16 protein-coding genes and 1 tRNA gene are annotated in these 15287 nt (G+C 67.1%); 6 read left to right on the top strand and 11 right to left on the bottom strand.

The annotated features are described in order from the left end of the window. Window positions 1-15 precede the first annotated feature (15 nt). Together AC3A6I_RS11945 and AC3A6I_RS11940 are read right to left on the bottom strand one after the other, a co-directional pair. Window positions 16-1533: an ABC transporter substrate-binding protein gene (locus AC3A6I_RS11945; RefSeq protein WP_487543925.1), complete on the bottom strand. Its 1518-nt coding sequence runs from the start codon at window positions 1531-1533 to the stop codon at window positions 16-18. 175 nt (window positions 1534-1708) lie between these two features. Then, window positions 1709-3370 (bottom strand): thiamine pyrophosphate-dependent enzyme, encoded by a 1662-nt coding sequence (locus tag AC3A6I_RS11940; RefSeq protein ID WP_487543924.1) that lies wholly within the window; start codon window positions 3368-3370, stop codon window positions 1709-1711. Between the two features lie 242 nt (window positions 3371-3612). Between AC3A6I_RS11940 and AC3A6I_RS11935 the strand changes: the two genes are divergently transcribed. Further along, window positions 3613-4494: a DMT family transporter gene (locus AC3A6I_RS11935; RefSeq protein WP_487543923.1), complete on the top strand. Its 882-nt coding sequence runs from the start codon at window positions 3613-3615 to the stop codon at window positions 4492-4494. Here AC3A6I_RS11935 and AC3A6I_RS11930 read toward each other — a convergent pair. The 5 genes from AC3A6I_RS11930 to AC3A6I_RS11910 all read right to left on the bottom strand — a co-directional run bounded on the left by AC3A6I_RS11930 (window position 4495) and on the right by AC3A6I_RS11910 (window position 7025). Then, window positions 4495-4570: transfer RNA gene (locus AC3A6I_RS11930), tRNA-Ile, on the bottom strand. 46 nt (window positions 4571-4616) lie between these two features. Then, window positions 4617-5744: a PQQ-dependent sugar dehydrogenase gene (locus AC3A6I_RS11925; protein WP_487543921.1), complete on the bottom strand. Its 1128-nt coding sequence runs from the start codon at window positions 5742-5744 to the stop codon at window positions 4617-4619. A gap of 90 nt (window positions 5745-5834) precedes the next feature. Next, complete coding sequence (locus AC3A6I_RS11920) at window positions 5835-6146, bottom strand: hypothetical protein (protein ID WP_487543920.1); 312 nt, start codon at window positions 6144-6146, stop codon at window positions 5835-5837. A 67-nt stretch (window positions 6147-6213) separates the two neighbouring features. Continuing rightward, window positions 6214-6768: a DNA-3-methyladenine glycosylase gene (locus tag AC3A6I_RS11915; RefSeq protein WP_487543919.1), complete on the bottom strand. Its 555-nt coding sequence runs from the start codon at window positions 6766-6768 to the stop codon at window positions 6214-6216. 50 nt (window positions 6769-6818) lie between these two features. Continuing rightward, entirely contained in the window at window positions 6819-7025 is a 207-nt protein-coding gene (locus AC3A6I_RS11910) for a hypothetical protein (RefSeq protein WP_487543918.1), read from the bottom strand. Window positions 7026-7165: 140 nt separating this feature from the next. Between AC3A6I_RS11910 and AC3A6I_RS11905 the strand changes: the two genes are divergently transcribed. Both AC3A6I_RS11905 and AC3A6I_RS11900 read left to right on the top strand, forming a co-directional pair. Then, a complete protein-coding gene (locus tag AC3A6I_RS11905) occupies window positions 7166-8566 on the top strand; it encodes a phosphomannomutase (protein WP_487543917.1) in 1401 nt (466 codons plus the stop codon). Between the two features lie 83 nt (window positions 8567-8649). Next, window positions 8650-9444 (top strand): NYN domain-containing protein, encoded by a 795-nt coding sequence (locus tag AC3A6I_RS11900; RefSeq protein ID WP_487543916.1) that lies wholly within the window; start codon window positions 8650-8652, stop codon window positions 9442-9444. A 77-nt stretch (window positions 9445-9521) separates the two neighbouring features. Here the strand turns inward: AC3A6I_RS11900 and AC3A6I_RS11895 are convergent, their stop codons facing one another. The 3 genes from AC3A6I_RS11895 to AC3A6I_RS11885 all read right to left on the bottom strand — a co-directional run bounded on the left by AC3A6I_RS11895 (window position 9522) and on the right by AC3A6I_RS11885 (window position 11293). After that, complete coding sequence (locus AC3A6I_RS11895; protein WP_487543915.1) at window positions 9522-10139, bottom strand: LysE family translocator; 618 nt, start codon at window positions 10137-10139, stop codon at window positions 9522-9524. 77 nt (window positions 10140-10216) lie between these two features. Next, on the bottom strand, window positions 10217-10579 hold the full coding sequence (locus AC3A6I_RS11890) for a hypothetical protein (RefSeq protein ID WP_487543914.1): 363 nt from the start codon (window positions 10577-10579) through the stop codon (window positions 10217-10219). 57 nt (window positions 10580-10636) lie between these two features. Then, on the bottom strand, window positions 10637-11293 hold the full coding sequence (locus AC3A6I_RS11885) for a hypothetical protein (protein WP_487543913.1): 657 nt from the start codon (window positions 11291-11293) through the stop codon (window positions 10637-10639). A 301-nt stretch (window positions 11294-11594) separates the two neighbouring features. On the opposite strand from AC3A6I_RS11885, the gene AC3A6I_RS11880 reads away from it, so the two are divergent. Together AC3A6I_RS11880 and AC3A6I_RS11875 are read left to right on the top strand one after the other, a co-directional pair. Next, window positions 11595-12170: a TetR/AcrR family transcriptional regulator gene (locus AC3A6I_RS11880; protein ID WP_487543912.1), complete on the top strand. Its 576-nt coding sequence runs from the start codon at window positions 11595-11597 to the stop codon at window positions 12168-12170. Between the two features lie 162 nt (window positions 12171-12332). Beyond that, window positions 12333-12908, top strand: a complete 576-nt coding sequence (locus AC3A6I_RS11875; RefSeq protein ID WP_487543911.1) for a DUF308 domain-containing protein — start codon at window positions 12333-12335, stop codon at window positions 12906-12908. Here the strand turns inward: AC3A6I_RS11875 and AC3A6I_RS11870 are convergent. Then, a complete protein-coding gene (locus AC3A6I_RS11870; protein ID WP_487543910.1) occupies window positions 12892-13833 on the bottom strand; it encodes a nucleoside hydrolase in 942 nt (313 codons plus the stop codon). The genes AC3A6I_RS11875 and AC3A6I_RS11870 overlap by 17 nt on opposite strands. Before the next feature lie 170 nt (window positions 13834-14003). On the opposite strand from AC3A6I_RS11870, the gene AC3A6I_RS11865 reads away from it, so the two are divergent. Beyond that, on the top strand, window positions 14004-15236 hold the full coding sequence (locus AC3A6I_RS11865) for an AI-2E family transporter (RefSeq protein WP_487543909.1): 1233 nt from the start codon (window positions 14004-14006) through the stop codon (window positions 15234-15236). Window positions 15237-15287: the final 51 nt, after the last annotated feature.

The following is a 15287-nucleotide window of genomic DNA, read 5'->3' as shown; positions in this document are numbered from 1 at the left end:
CGTGCCGCAAGGGCCTTATTTGAAGGTCATGTTCTGGACGACGATCTGGGTGGCCGTCTCCGAGGTCGGGACCCAGTTGAGCCGTTCGGATACCCGGGCGAAGGACACCATATAGAACAGTGGCACGGCGATGGTGTTCTCCTGGACATACGCCAAGGCCTTGCGGAAGCCAGCGGTCCGCTCCTCGCCGGTCAGGACGATCGAGTCGTTGATGATCTTGTCCAGCTCGGGCTGGTTGAAGGTCGCCGACTGGTTGCCGGTCGACTCGAAGTTGCCCAGGCTGAACGAGGCGTCGCCGCGGTCATTGTCCGACATGATCAGGTTGATGTTCGGCCCCACATCCTCGGGGAAGGGGCGGGCCTGGTAGTTGGCGTGACGGGCCCGTTCCATCATCTCGAGCTGCACGTTGAAGCCGACATCGTTGATCATCTGGGCGATGACCTCCATGACTTCCTCGGCATTGGCGAACACGCCGATGCGGCCCGGGAAGCGGATGGAGACGCTGGTGTCGACGCCGTCGGCCTGAGCCTCGGCGAGCAGTTGCTTGGCGCGTTCTGGATCGAACGGCCGCTGCGGAATATCGGGGTTGTGACCGTTGATGGCCGGCAGCGGCAGCTGGGCGGCGAGGATCGAGTCGGCCGGCAGGACCGAGCCGAGCATGGCTTCGCGGTCGATCGACAGGGCCAGCGCTTCACGCACGCGCGCGTCGGTGAAGGGCGGGAAGCGGTCGTCGATGCGGATCCAAGTGGTCTCGGTGTTGAAGTAGGAGAAGTCGGTCTTGGGGTTGGTCGCATCCTGCTCGGAGATTTCGAGCGCGATGTCGGCCTCGCCGGCTTCCACCATGGCGGCACGCACGGCCGGTTCGTTACGGAACACGTAGGTCACCTGCGAGACCTGCGGCTGCTCGCCCCAGTAGTCGGGGTTGCGATCGAGCACGACCTGCACGCCCGAAGTCCATTCCTTGAGGACGTAGGGGCCGGTGCCGACCGGGTTGCGGGTGAGCGTGGTCTGCTCGGTCTTGGGTGACATCATCGGATAGACCGCAAAGCCCAGGTCGAGGATCGGGGCAGGGCGGTCGGCGGTGATGTCGACGGTGTACTCGTTGACCGCTTCGGCCGTCAGCTTGAAGGTGGTGAAGGCCTTGGTGGTGACCGAGCAGATGAAGTCGTCGCGCATGCCGCGCTCGATGCTCCACACCACTGCCTCGGCGTTGAACGGGGTGCCATCGGTGAAGCTGACGCCCTCGCGCAGCTTGACGCGCCAGGTATCCTCGTCGATCAGCTCCCATGAGGTTGCAAGCCTTGGCGTGAGCTCGCCGGTGGTCGCGTTGCGATCGACCAGCGACTCGGAGATGTTGTTCTTGGTGATCAGGCTCATCGCGGCATGGCCGTTCTCGCACGGGTCGAGCGTATCGGGCTCGGTCCAGGCAGCGATGGTGATGGCAGTGTCGTCCTGAGCGAGTGCTGCGACCGGCGTGATGCCGAGAGACAGCGCCAGCGCCGCAGGCGCCAGTCGGTTCCATGTCAGTTTCAACTTTTCCTCCCGTTGATCTGCAAGCGGTGCAGTCAGCTATGCCCCTCCTCCATGGCCGCCACCGGCGGGGCGGGCCGCGCGGCGGGATTGCTGCTCGCGATGCGGGCGAGTGTGGTTAGTCCATCCCTGTGGCGCCCGGCGGACCTGTTCGTCCTTGTCCGGGCGGTAGTCGATGTCACGGCTCGCCCTTGAGGCGGGCACGCGTGGTGATCTGGCGCGGGTCGCACATCAGCTCGAGCACCGTGGCGCGGCGCGAGGCGAGCGCGGCGGCGAGGGCGGGTGCGAACTGTTCGGTGCGCTCGATCCGCTCGGCATCGGCGCCGAGGGAGCGGGCGAGCGCGACGAAATCGGGCGCCGGCAGGTCGGTGCCGATGACGCGACCCGGATATTCGCGCTCCTGATGCATGCGGATGGTGCCGTACATGCGGTTGTTGAAAATGAGGATGATCGGGGCGGCGCCATACTGCACCGCGGTTGCGACCTCCAGCCCGGTCATCATGAAGCCGCCATCGCCGACGCAGCCGATCACGGTGCGGCCGGTGCTGATCGCGGCGGAGACGGCGGCGGGCACGCTGTAGCCCATGGCGCCGCTGGTCGGCCCGATCTCGCGACCGGGGCGGCCGAAGCGGAAGAAGCGCTGGGGCCAGCCGGTGTGGTTACCGGCATCGAGCGTGATCACCGCATCCTCGGGCAGCTGGCGCTGCAACTCGCCGATGATTGTCGCCGGGTCGAGCTCCATCGTCGCGGGCGGGATGGTGGCGGCATCGAGATACTCGCGGCGCAGCGTCTCGCGCCAGTCGGCGCGGGTGGCAACGGGCGCCACATCGAGGGCGGCGAGGGCTTCGGCGAAGCTTGCGGAGCTCGCGACAATAGGCAGGTCAGGGGTGAAGACGCGGCCGAGTTCGTCGGCCTCGGGATAGACATGAACGAAGGTCTGCACCGGCTCGGGCACGGCCATGATGGCGTAGGCCTGGGTGGTGATCTCACCGAGCCGGGCGCCGATGGCGACGACAAGGTCGGCCTCACGGACACGGCCGGGCAGGGTGGGCGGACCGGAAGTGCCGAGTTCGCCGGCAAAGGCGGGAGAGTCGTTGTCGACGACATCCTGCCGGCGGAAGGAGCAGATGACCGGGATGTCGGCGCGCTCGGCGAAGCTGGTGATCGCCGCAGCCGAGGCATCGGTCCAGTCGCCGCCGCCGACGAGGAGCAGCGGGCGCTGCGCGGCGGCCAGCAGCTTCTCGAAGCGCCGGATGTCGCTATCGGCGGCGCGGGGCTTGGCTGGCTGGTAGGGCACGGCATCCGGCACGGTCGCCAGTTCGGTGAGTACGTCTTCGGGGAAGGCCAGCACCACCGGGCCGGAGCGGCCCGAGGTGGCGACGTGGAAGGCGCGGCTGACCAGTTCGGGGATGCGTTCGGCCTGCTGCACCTCGGTGACCCATTTGGCGACGCCACCGAACATGGCGCGGTAGTCGATCTCCTGGAACGCCTCGCGGCCCGCGGCCTCGCGGGCGACCTGCCCGACGATCAGGATCATCGGGGTCGAGTCCTGGAAGGCCGTGTGGACGCCGACCGCGGCATGTGTCGCGCCGGGGCCGCGAGTGACCATGCAGATGCCGGGCTGGCCGCTCAGCTTGCCATAGGCCTCGGCCATATTGGCGGCGCCGGCCTCGTGCCGCGCGTTGACCAGCTTGAACTGGTTGCGGGCGTCGTAGAGCGCGTCGAGCAGGGCCAGGTAGCTCTCGCCGGGCACGCAAAAGCCCATGCGCGCACCATGCAGCAACAGCTGGTCAGCGAGGATCTGTCCCCCCGTACGCTCGGTTGCAGCAACTGGCGCCATCTGACCTCCTCCGACGTTGCGGGGGAGAATGGCAGAACCGGAAAAAGATGCAAACTGTTTTTACATCTATGCGACGTAGGTGTATGGCCGTGGTCCCTTCTGGTGGCTTGTATTCGGCGGAATACCGAGAGAAACTGGACTAAACCGCATGTGCGTAAGTGCCCGTATTGTCCATTCCAGATGTACGGTAGGCGTACAAATCTTGACATCCGGCCGTCATCGTGGCCGAGGGGACGGCGAGCATGAAACCAGCGGCGCAAGGCAACGCCGCCGTCGTCCAGGCAAGCCTGCTGATGGTGCTGGGCGCGTCGCTGACGGCGGTGGACGGGGCGATCGTCAAGATCGTCGCGGGCGAACTCCACCCGCTGCAGATCTACTTCTTCCGCTGCCTCTTCGCGCTGGTGGTGATGCTGCCCTTCGTCATCGGCAAGCGCATCCCGCTGCGCACGACGCACCTGCCGCTGCACATCCTGCGGGCCGTGCTCAAGCTGGTGAGCATCGTGACGCTGATGTTCGCCATCACCATGCTGCCGCTGGCGACGGTGACGGCGATCGGTTTTGCCTCGCCGCTGTTCGTCATCATCGGGGCGATGCTGTGGTTCGGCGACAGCGCGGGGAGGCGGCGGCTGCTCGGGCTGGCGCTGGGCTTTGTCGGCGTGCTGGTGGTGGTGCGGCCCAGCGACGGGCTCGGCGAGGCCGGGGCGATCGTGGCACTGGTGGCGGCCATCATGGCGGCGGCGGTGACGCTGCTGATGAAGTACAGTTCGTCACGCGAACCCGCGGCCGGCATCGTGGCGCTCAACCTGATCATTTCGGTGCCGATCGCGCTCGTGACCGCGATCCCCGTGTGGGTGTGGCCGTCACAGGACGTAATCCTGCTGCTGGTGCTGCAGGGCGCACTCGCGGCGCTGTGCCAGCTCTGCTACGTGGCGGCGCACTCGCTGGCGGAGGCGACGGTGCTGATGCCGCTCGATTTCCTGCGGCTGCCGGCCGCGATCATCATCGCCTTCCTGCTGTTCCAGGAGACGGTGGACCTGTGGACGATCGTAGGGGCGGCCATCATCTTCATCGCCGGCGCAATGGCGCTGGAGCGACGGACAAGCATCGGTCCGCCGGAAGGGTGATGGTGGGCCCACCAGGACTCGAACCTGGAACCAGACCGTTATGAGCGGTCGGCTCTAACCATTGAGCTATGGGCCCTCGGCGCCTGACATAGCAGCCGGGGGGCGGGCGTCAACCGGTTGCGCTATTGCGATTTCACCACGCGGAAGAGGCCGCCTTCGCCGGTGGTGATGTAGAGCTCGCCGGCGCTGTCGCTGCCGAACGAGGTCACGTTGCCGAGCTGGCCGATCTGTTCGGTCCAGTCGGTGACCGCGCCGGCTGCGCCGTCGGCCCAGGGGAAGGACTGGATCATGCCGGTACAATAGTCGGCGAAGAAATAATGGCCGGCGAGTTCCGGGATGGCCGCGCCGCGGTAGACATAGCCGCCGGTGACCGAGCAGCCGCCGGTTTCGGCGTGCGAATAGGCGTGGACCGGGGCGACGAAGTCGGACTGCTCGCAGGTGTCGGCGCCGTAGCATTCGGGGCCTTCCACGATGTTCCAGCCGAGGTTGGCGCCGGCGTCGCCGGTGGTGATGACGTTGATCTCCTCCCAGGCGTTCTGGCCGACATCGGCGATGAAAATATCGTTGCCGTCGAAGGAGATGCGCCAGGGATTTCGTGCGCCGAGGGCGAAGATTTCCGGCGCGCCGCCGCCATTGGCGAAGGGGTTTTCGGGCGGGATGGCGTAGGGTGCGGCGCCGTTCACATCGAGGCGCAGAATCTTGCCGAGCAGCTCGTCGGGTTTCTGGGCGCGGTTCTCGGGGTCACCGGCCGCGCCGCCATCGCCCATGCCGATGTAGAGATAGCCATCCGGCCCGAAGCCCAGCCAGCCGCCATTGTGGTTGGAGTAGGGCTGGTCGACGCTGAGCAGGGTCTGGGCCGAGCCGGGGTCGGCGACGTTGGGATCGGACGAGACGGTATAGCCGACGACCTGGGTGTTGCCGGCCGAGTCGGTGTAATTGATGAAGAAGCGGCCGTTGCTGGCGTAGTCGGGGTGGAAGGCGAGGCCGAGCAGGCCCTGCTCGTTGCCGGTCGAGACATTGCCGCTGAGGTCGAGGAAGGGCGCCTCGAGCAGGTTGCCGTCGGCGACGATGCGGATGGCGCCCGATTGCTCGACCACGAAAAGCCGCGGGTCGTCCGAGGGCGCGACGGCGAAAAGCGGCTGGTCGAGATTTTCGACGACCGCCTCGGCGGTCAATGCGACCGGCTGCGCCGCCGCCGGGCTGGCGAAGACGGTGAGCATAAGCACGGCAAAACTCGTCAGTCGCAGCATGGTCCGCATCCTCGTCTCCCGGGTTGAGCATAACTCAACGCGAGGCGGTGGGGATTGACCAGCCGGGGGCGGTCAAAGCTGCGTGAGGAATCAGGCGCTTGTGGGCGCGACGCTGTCCTTGAGGGCCGCGAGTTCGGCTTCGGCGCGCAGGGCGCGATCACGCCAATCCTCGAGGGTCAGCCCATCGAGGCGGGCCGGCTCGGCCGGGGCGGTCTCGATCGCTTCGGGGATCGGGGCGCCGGTGACCTTCGCATGCAGGGCCGCGATATAGGCTGCGTCATCGGCGTGGAGCGTGCCGGCTTCGTGCTCGGCCAGCCAGCGATTCAGGTCGGCGGTGGTGTCCTCGTTCATGCTGCCGGTGGCCAGCAATTCCTTGATCAGCGCGTCGACCTGCACAGGCATCTCCTTGTCCGTTTCGGGCGCAACCTAATGGAAGCGAAGCCAAAGGGAAACCCGGCGCGGCATCGCGTCACCCGGGGCGGAAAGCGCGGCTCAGGAAGGCCGAGCCGGCGATGCCGAATCGCCAGGGGACCTCGACGGCCTTGGTGATGCCAATGCGCGGGCCGACGACGACCGGCCGCGCGACCTGCGGCAGGCGGATGGTGAAGGGCGGGCCATCGAGGCGGAGGCCATCATGGGCCCGGGTGACGGCGAGCGCCTGGGCCAGCTTGCCCGGGCCGGTGCAGAGTTTTCGCGGGTCGGCGAGGCCACGGCGCTCGGCCATTTTCTCAATGCCCGCAGTGGGTTCGAGGGCGCGGAGGAGGATGGCGGCGGCACCGGCGCAGGAGAAGTTCAGGCACCAGTGGATGCCGTAGGAGCGGTAGACATAGGCAAAGCCGGGGCCGAGGAACATCGAGGCATTGCGCGGGGTGGGGCCGCGGAAGGAATGCGAGGCGGGATCGCTCGGGTGATAAGCCTCGACCTCGGTGATGAGGCCGCCGACGCCATCGACGAGGAGCTCGGCGCCGAGTATCTCGCGGGCGACGAGGGTGACTTCGCGGTTGAAGAAATCGATCAGGGACATGGCCGCAGGATGGGCAAATTGCCCATGCCGCGCAAGGCGCTAGGGGGCGGTCAGATCCTGGGTTTGACGCCGCTGCGCAGGCGCTGGGTGGCGATCTGGATGGTGAGGTTCACCGCGCCCGAGCTGTCGGTATTGCCCGAGATCAGCGCCGCATTGGTGTTGGCGGAATTGGCGAGATCGGCCCTGAGGCCGGCGCGGCGCTTGGCGGCATTGGCCTGCATCTCGTCGTATACCGACGCGCGCGGCAGCCAGTTCATGGAGCGCTTCTCGACAATCATGCTGACCAATGTGGAGCGCTATGATGAACCAATCATTAATGCCTCCTGAACGCGGCCCGAACTGCTTGCATGCGACGGCAAGCCCATGAGAAGGCTGCAAAGGTGTTGAGGAGTGCGGCATGGATTCACTGAAGTTCGGCACCAGCGGCTTGCGCGGGCTCGCCACCGATCTCGTCGGCGGCGCGGCGCGGCGCTACACGGCGGCGTTCCTCGCTCATCTTGGCACGGCGGCGGGCAAGCGGGTGTATCTGGGCCGCGACTTGCGTGCTTCGAGCGCCGCGATCCTCGAGGATTGCGCGGTGGCGATCCGGGCGGCGGGGCTGGTGCCGGTCGATTGCGGGGCGCTGCCGACGCCGGCGCTGGCGCTCCACGCCATGGCCAATGGCGGGGCGGCGATCATGGTGACGGGCAGCCACATCCCGGCCGACCGCAACGGGCTGAAATTCTACACCGCGACGGGCGAGATCACGAAGGCCGACGAGGCCGGGATTGCCGCGGCGCTGAGCGAGACGGTTCCGGAGGGCGAGGGCAGGGCGGAAGACGAGACTGCGCTGGCGGGCGACCGCTACCGGCAGCGCTATCGCGGGCTGCTCGACGTCACCGCGCTCACTGGCTGGCGCATCGGGGTGTTCGAGCATTCCTCGGTGGCGCGCGACCTGCTGGTGTCGTTCCTCACCCGCGCCGGCGCCGAAGTGGTGCGGCTGGGGCGCTCGGAAGAATTCGTCGCGGTCGATACCGAGGCGTTCTCGGATGCGCTGTTCGAGCCGCGCTTTGGCTGGATCGACGAACACAAGCTCGACGCCATCGTTTCGACCGACGGCGATGCCGACCGGCCGCTGGTGATCGACGGAGCCGGCGAGTTCTTGCGCGGCGACGTGCTGGGGATGATCGCGGCACGGTTCCTCGGCGCCGACCGGGTGGTGACGCCGGTGACCTCGAACTCGGCGATCGAGGGTGTGGGCTGGTTCGGTCGGGTGGATCGCACGAAGGTCGGCTCGCCCTTCGTGATCGAGGGCATGGAAACGGCGGCGCAGGGTTCGCCCGGCGCGGTGGTCGGGTTCGAGGCCAATGGCGGCACGCTGCTCGGCAGCGATGTGGTGGTGAACGGCAAGACAATCACCGCGCTGCCGACACGCGATGCAGTGCTGCCGATGCTAGCGGTGCTGGCGACGGCGGCCAAGCTCGGCGAGAACCTCGCGGGGCTGGTGAAGACGCTGCCGGTGCGCGCGGCGCTCGCCGACCGCCTGGCGCATGTGGCGAGCGAGCGGAGCGCGGCGCTGCTCAAGCGGCTGGGCGAGGAGCCCGACTATGCCCGGGAATTCTTCGCGCCGGTGGGCGAGGTGCAGAGCGTCTCGAGCATTGACGGGCTGCGGTTCTCGCTGGTCTCCGGCGACACGGTGCACTACCGCGCCTCGGGCAATGCGCCGGAGTTGCGCTGCTATGTCGAGGGCGTGACGCCAGGCCGGGCAAAGGAGCTGCTGGCCTGGGGGTTGGCGGCGGCGAGCGCGGTGGTGCGGTAGGGAACGGTAAGACATATCGGCAGGCGGTTGTGCTCGCCGCCCCGGAACCGCGCTAGGATTGTCCTGCCTTTGAGGAGGATGACGTGGCGAATGGAGACAGTACGAAGCGACTGGCGGTGTTGATCGACGCGGACAACGCATCGGCCAAGATCGCCGAGGGCCTGTTCGAGGAAATTGCCAAGCTGGGGGAAGCCAGCGTCAGGCGCATCTACGGCGACTTTTCCAGCCCGCAATCGAAGCCATGGTCGGATGTACTGACGCGCTACGCCATCCTGCCACAGCAGCAGTTCGCCTATGTGAAGGGCAAGAACGCGTCGGATATCGCGCTGGTGATCGACGCGATGGACCTACTGCACAGCGGACGGTTCTCGGGCTTCTGCCTCGTGTCATCGGACAGCGATTTCACGCGGCTCGCTTCGCGCATCCGCGAAGAGGGCGTCGATGTTTATGGCTTCGGCGAGCAGAAGACGCCCGAGAGCTTCAAGCAAGCGTGCCGCAGGTTCATCTACACAGAGAATCTGCTGCCGGATGCGCCAGCCAAGGCGGGGACGCCTGAAACGGCCAAGCCCCCTTTGGAGCCAATCGCCAATGCGGAACGGCTGTTCAAGCGGGCGATGGGCGAGATGGAGACCGATGGCGGTTGGGTGGCGCTCAGTTCGGTCAGAAATCAGGTCGTCAATCTGGCTCCCGACTTCGATCCGCGGACCTACGGGTTCAAGAAGGTCAGTGATCTGGTGCGCAAGATTGCAAGCCTGGAGCTCAATGACGAGGGCTCTGGACGGGTACGGCTGAAGCTGAAGAACGAGGCACCTGCAAAGCCAGCGGCCAAAGGCAAGGCAAAGCAGGCGGGGCAGCCGGTGAAGAAGGCGAAGGGTTGAGGGGCTGTGCCTGTGGCCGCCCCCTCCACCAGCTTCGCTGGTCCCCCTCCCCCGTGAACGGGGGAGGATAAGAGGGGTTACTCCCGCACGATCACCAGTGCTGCCGCGGTGGCCATGATCACGCCGGCGGTGCGGTTCAGGGCGCGCAGGGCGCGGCTGGAGCGGAAGAAGTCGCGGGCGGCGGCGGCGAGGCCGGCATAGGCGCAGCCGATGGCGAGGAGGACGACCACCACGATGGCGGTGAGCTCGAGGAAGCCGAGCGGGGTGATCGGGCGGTCGAGCGGGATCACGGTGGGCAGCAGCGCCAGGTAGAAGACGATGGTCTTGGGGTTGCCCATGGTGAGGGCGAAGCCGGCGAGGAAGGTCTTCCAGGCGCTCTCCTCGCGCTTGGCGCCGATCTGCTCGGTGCCGGGCTTGGCGCTCCAGAACTGCCAGGCGACATAGAGCAGATAAAGCGCGCCGGCCCATTTCACCACGACGAAGATCGGACCGAACCAGGTGGCGATGGCGGCGAGGCCGAACAGGGCGAAGACGAGATAGACGAGGTCGCCGGCGAGGATGCCGAGCACCATGGGGAAGGCCGAGCGGAAGCCGCCGCCCAGCGCCCGCGCCACCACGGCTGCAACGCCGGGGCCGGGCACGATGACGGCAATGGCATAGGCTATGGTGAAGGCGATGAGGGTGACAATGTCCATGGCGACGCTCCGGAAGGCGCAACGGTTTACTGCGGGCGCGGCCGGAAGGCAATAGCGTCAGCATTGCTGACCTAAAATCACTTGCGGCGTTGGCAGGCGGCGAACAGGAAGAGCAGGGTCAGCCCAGGGGCGAGGGCGGCGGCGAGCGGTTGCCACTGATCGGGAAACATGGCGGCGCCCAGGGTCCAGGGCAGGCCGATGACGACGAGGGTGACGCCGGCGAGCGGCACGGGCTCGCCGCCCTGGACGACAAGTCCGATACCGTTCCACAGCAGCGTTCCGGCGTAGATCAGCGCGAAGGCGGCGACGACCAGCCGGCAGAGCCAGCCCATGCGGATGACGAAATGCGGGCGCTCGTCGACGACCACGACCGCGGGCGTCCGGCGCCGGCTGCGGCGGAGGATCGGGTATTTCGTCCTGAGCTCGCTGTCCCTCATCATGGCGAGGGTAGCGCCTGCGGGTTATGGATTTGCTAGGGCGGGGAAGGGGCGCTCGGATCACTCGCCGTCGCTGGTCAGCGCCATCACGTCGATGAAGACATTGTTCGTATCGTAGCGGCAGCGGAACTGTTTGATGCCCTCGCTGCCCTTATCGACGGTACCGTCGATGCTGGCGCTGCCATCGGGGGACCAGAGCAGCTCGCCCGGGGTGACGTAGATGGGGCGCGTGCCGTACTGGCCGGCGACCTCGCCGACGCAGTAGGCGACCATGCTGTCGGGCGGTACCGGCTGGCCGGGAGCGGGCGCGGCGCTCGAGGCGGCGGCATCGTCGGCGGCGATGGCGAAATCGATGGTGTAGGTGCAGGTGGCGCCGCGGCGGGCTTCGTTGCGCATCAGGTAGACATCGACGCGGTAGTCGCCGGCGGTGGCGGTGGTGCCGGTAAAGTCGTTGCCATCGATCGAGGCGTTGTAGATGGCCTCTGGGTAGGCGTCGGGCGCGTAGACGTTGAAATAGCAGCCGGCATTGTCGGGGTGGAGGCTCACGGCCATCACCTGGCCGGCGCCGGTGCCGAGATAGTAGGTCTCGGAGGCGTCGCCGGTGACGCTGCCGGACAGCGTGGTGCCGGTGGTGCCGGCGGGGAATTTGACTGTGTGCTCGGCAGCCAGCGTGGGCGCGGCGACAGCGAGCGACAGGGCGGCGAGAAGCAGGCGCATGCGATCCTCCCTCGGTACGCAGCCATTGCAGGCCGTGTTCGTGGCGGTGTTGGGGCGGCGCTTTCGCCACGCGGCGTTCGGCGAGCCGACGGCGTCGGGCGCGGCGGATTCAGGTCGCCATTCGCCCAAGCCACGGTGTCATTCCCGCGAAAGCGGGAATCTCTGTTTTCGGCGGGTGCGGTCAAACGGGGATCCCCGCTTTCGCGGGGATGACCCAGTGGTGGGGGGCGGGCACTCACCAATCCCCGCCCATAATCGCGCGACCTTGACAATCTACCTACTGATAGGTAGATAAGTCGTCATGGAACAGCAGACGGCAGAACGAATCCTGAAGACGGCGCGCGAGCTGGTTATCGCGGGCGGCTATAATGGTTTCAGCTATGCGGACATTGCCGAGGTGGTCGGCATCCGCAAGCCGAGCATCCACCATCATTTTCCGGCCAAGGCCGATCTGGTGCGGGCGCTGGTCGCCGGGTATCGCGAGGATCTGGCGGCCGGATTGGCCCAGTTCGAGGCGGTGTCGCCTGATGCCCCGGCGCAGCTGCGTGCCTATATCGCGACGTGGGAAGCGTGCATCGAAGATGGCAGCATGCCGTTCTGCCTCGGCGCGCAACTCGCGGCGGAGCTGCCGGCGCTGCCGCCGGAAGTCGCGGTGGAGGTGCAGGCGCATTTCCGGTTGCTGGCCGGCTGGCTCACCGAGGTGGTGGCGCGGGGCGTGCAGCAGGGCAGGCTTAGGATCAGCGGGACGGCCGAGGCCGAGGCAGAGACCATCATGGCCATTGTGCATGGGGCGATGCTGTCGGCCCGCGCCTATGGGACGCCAGCCATCTTCGGGCTGATCGTCAGGCCGATGCTGGATCGGCTCATGGCTAGCTGACGAACTCTCGACGGGGCAGGCGGGTAGGGCGGTGCGTGGGGTCGCCCCCTCCACCAGCTTCGCTGGTCCCCCTCCCCCGCTGCGCAGGGGAGGATATGGCGGCCCACTCGATCGATCGGACTAAACACGCTCTCTCAACCTACCTACTAGAAGGTCAATCAGATGAATGCCTCGAACAAGACTGAGTTGCCGGGCAATGCCGGCTGGCTCAAGACCTATGCTTTTGTGCGTTTCGGCTTTTCCGTCGCCTGGGTGGCGGCGGCGTTCGTGCTGGCGCCGCTCAACCCGGCGATCGCGGCGGTGCTGCTGGTGATTTATCCGGCCTGGGATGCGGTCGCGAACCTGGTCGACGCGCAACGCAATGGCGGGCTCGCGCGCAACGGCTCGCATCTGCTCAATGTGGTCGTCAGCGCCATCACCACGCTGGCGGTGATCGTGGCGCTGGGGCAGGGGATGACGGCGGTGGTCGTGGTGTTCGGCGTGTGGGCGATCCTGAGTGGGGTGCTGCAGCTCGTCACCGCGGTGCGGCGCTGGGCCTCGGGCGGGCAGTGGGCGATGGTGTTGAGCGGCGCGCAATCGGCTCTGGCGGGCGGCTTTTTCGTGTTCTCCGCGGGCACCATGCCCAATCCCGGCATCGCGCTGATCGCCGGCTATGCCGCCTTCGGCGCGATCTATTTCCTCGTGACGGCGGTGTGGCTCAGCGTGCGCGAGGCGCGTAGCCTCAGGGCAGCCGGCTGAGGCGCTCGGTGAGCAGGTCGTAGAAGCCGTCGGCGTTGCCGGAGCGGAGATAGGTGACGTTCTTCACCCGCCCGGTGACGCCCCAGTAGTCGGCGACGGTCATGCCGACGGTCAGTTCGCTCGATGTTTCGATCACGACGTTGATGTGGCGGCCCTGGAATAGGTCTGGATCGAGCATGTAAGCGATGACGCAGGGGTCGTGCAGTGGCGCGCCCTTGCTGTCATACTTGGCGATGTCGAAGCGCTCGGAGAAGGTCAGCATCTTGACCACCGCGTCGCCGGCCCTGTTGCCGAGGGCGCGGATGCGGTCGAGCCGGGGCTGGGTCGAGAGCATCATGTGGGTGACGTCGAGAGGCAGCATGGCGATCGGCACGCCCGAGCGCAACACGACGTCGGCGGCGTCGGGATCGACATAGATGTTGAATTCGGCGGCGGGCGTGATGTTGCCGCCCTCGAAATAGCCCCCGCCCATCATCACGATCTCCTGGATGCGCGGGATGATGCGCGGTTCCTTGATCATGGCCATGGCGACATTGGTGAGCGGACCGAGGGTGGCGAGCGTCACCGTGCCGGCCTCGTGCGTCAGCAGCGCCTCGATCAGGAAATCGACGCCGTGCTGCGGTTCAAGCTGCAGCTTGGGCGCCGGCAGGTCGGGGCCGTCGAGGCCGGTTTCGCCGTGCACGTGCTCGGCGGTAACGAGGGTGCGGCGCATCGGGCGCTCGCAGCCGGCATAGACGGCGATGTCCTTGCGGCCGGAGAGCTCGACCACCTTCAGCGCGTTGCGGGCATTCTGGGCCAGGGTGACGTTGCCGGCCACCGCGACGATGCCGAGGACATCGAAATCGGCGGGCGAGGCGAGGGCCATGAGGATGGCGACGGCATCGTCCTGGCCGGGGTCGGTGTCGATAATGATCTTGCGCGCCATGGGTTTAGCCCGGGTCCCTCAGAGATTGATTCCGGCGGCATGCTAGCGGGCGGCTCGGTCGGCGTCGACGGGCTGCGGCATCCTTCCGGCATCCGCGGCGCTGATCTGAGGACGCGCGGGAACGCCAAGTGCCGGCACTGCGTTTGTTGCAGCGCGGCGAAGGGAGCAACATGGTCACGAAGCAGGTTACGGGCGAGCGCCGCAAGGGGCTGACGAGGGACATCGAGAGAACCAATTTCGAGCGCGTGCTCGGCAATGCTGCCAAGATGGCAACGGTGGCGATCGGCATCGTGGTCGCGTTCGTGGCGATCCGCGAGGCGCAGGTGATCCTCGCGCCGGTGTTTCTCGCCATCATGATCGGGCTGGTGTTCGGGCCGGTGGCCGACCTGCTCGAGAATCGCGGCGTGCCCGAGGGGGTGTCGGCGGGACTGGTGGTGGTGCTGTTCCTCTTGGTGATCGTCTCGGGCGGGGCGCTGTTCTACGGGCCGCTGAGCGAGTGGGCCGAGCGCATTCCGGTGATCTGGGAGCACCTGCAGGCCGAGATGCAGAACTGGCAGGAGCCGCTGGCAGCGCTGGGCAACCTGCAGGAGCAGGTGAAGGGCGTGCTGGGCGGGTCGGGAGGCATGGAGGTGCGGGTCGAGGACGGCAGCGCCGTCACCGGCATCGCGCTGATGGCGCCGGCCTTTCTCGCGCAGGTGCTGGTCTTCCTCGTCTCGCTCTACTTCTTCCTCGCCACGCGCGAGAACATCCGCATCGCGACGCTGTCGCTGTGCTTTTCGCGGCGCATGCGCTGGCGCACGGCGCATGTGTTCCGCGACGTGGAGCAGAAGGTGTCGCGCTACCTGCTCACCATCACCATGGTCAACGTGGGCGTCGGGGTCGTGGTGACGGTGCTGATGTGGGGCATCGGCATGCCGTCGCCGATCCTGTGGGGCGCGATGGCGGCGGTGCTCAACTACGTGCCGTTCGTCGGGCAGGCGTTCATGGCGCTGATCCTGTTCCTTGCCGGGCTCGGGACGGGCGGCGGTCTCGAGGCGGCGGTGCTGCCGGTGGTGCTGTACTGGGCAGTCAATTTCGTGGAGGGCAATTTCGTGACGCCGAACCTGCTCGGCGCGACGATGACGGTGAATCCGTTCCTGATCTTTCTGTCGCTGACCTTCTGGCTGTGGGCGTGGGGGCCGATCGGCGGTCTGATCGCGGTGCCCTCGCTGCTGATCCTGCTCTCGACCATCACCCACATCCTGCCGGTGCGGCAGCTGCCGCCGCGCAAGGAACGGCGGCTGGTGAACGAGAAGACCCGCCACGATGTCGAGCAGGCCGAACCCCTGGCGCCGCCTCCGCAGCCCCCCAAGACCGCCGCACCCAAGCGCACGCCACGGAAGCGGGCCGCGCCGGCCCAGTAGCCCGTACACTAGCCCAATGGACAGCCTTGACGCCCGGCGGACCAGACCGCA

Source organism: Devosia sp. Soil_C_22 (assembly GCF_057657195.1).
Note: the sequence above shows the minus strand (reverse complement) of the source record. Positions and strands in the feature narration are given on the sequence as shown.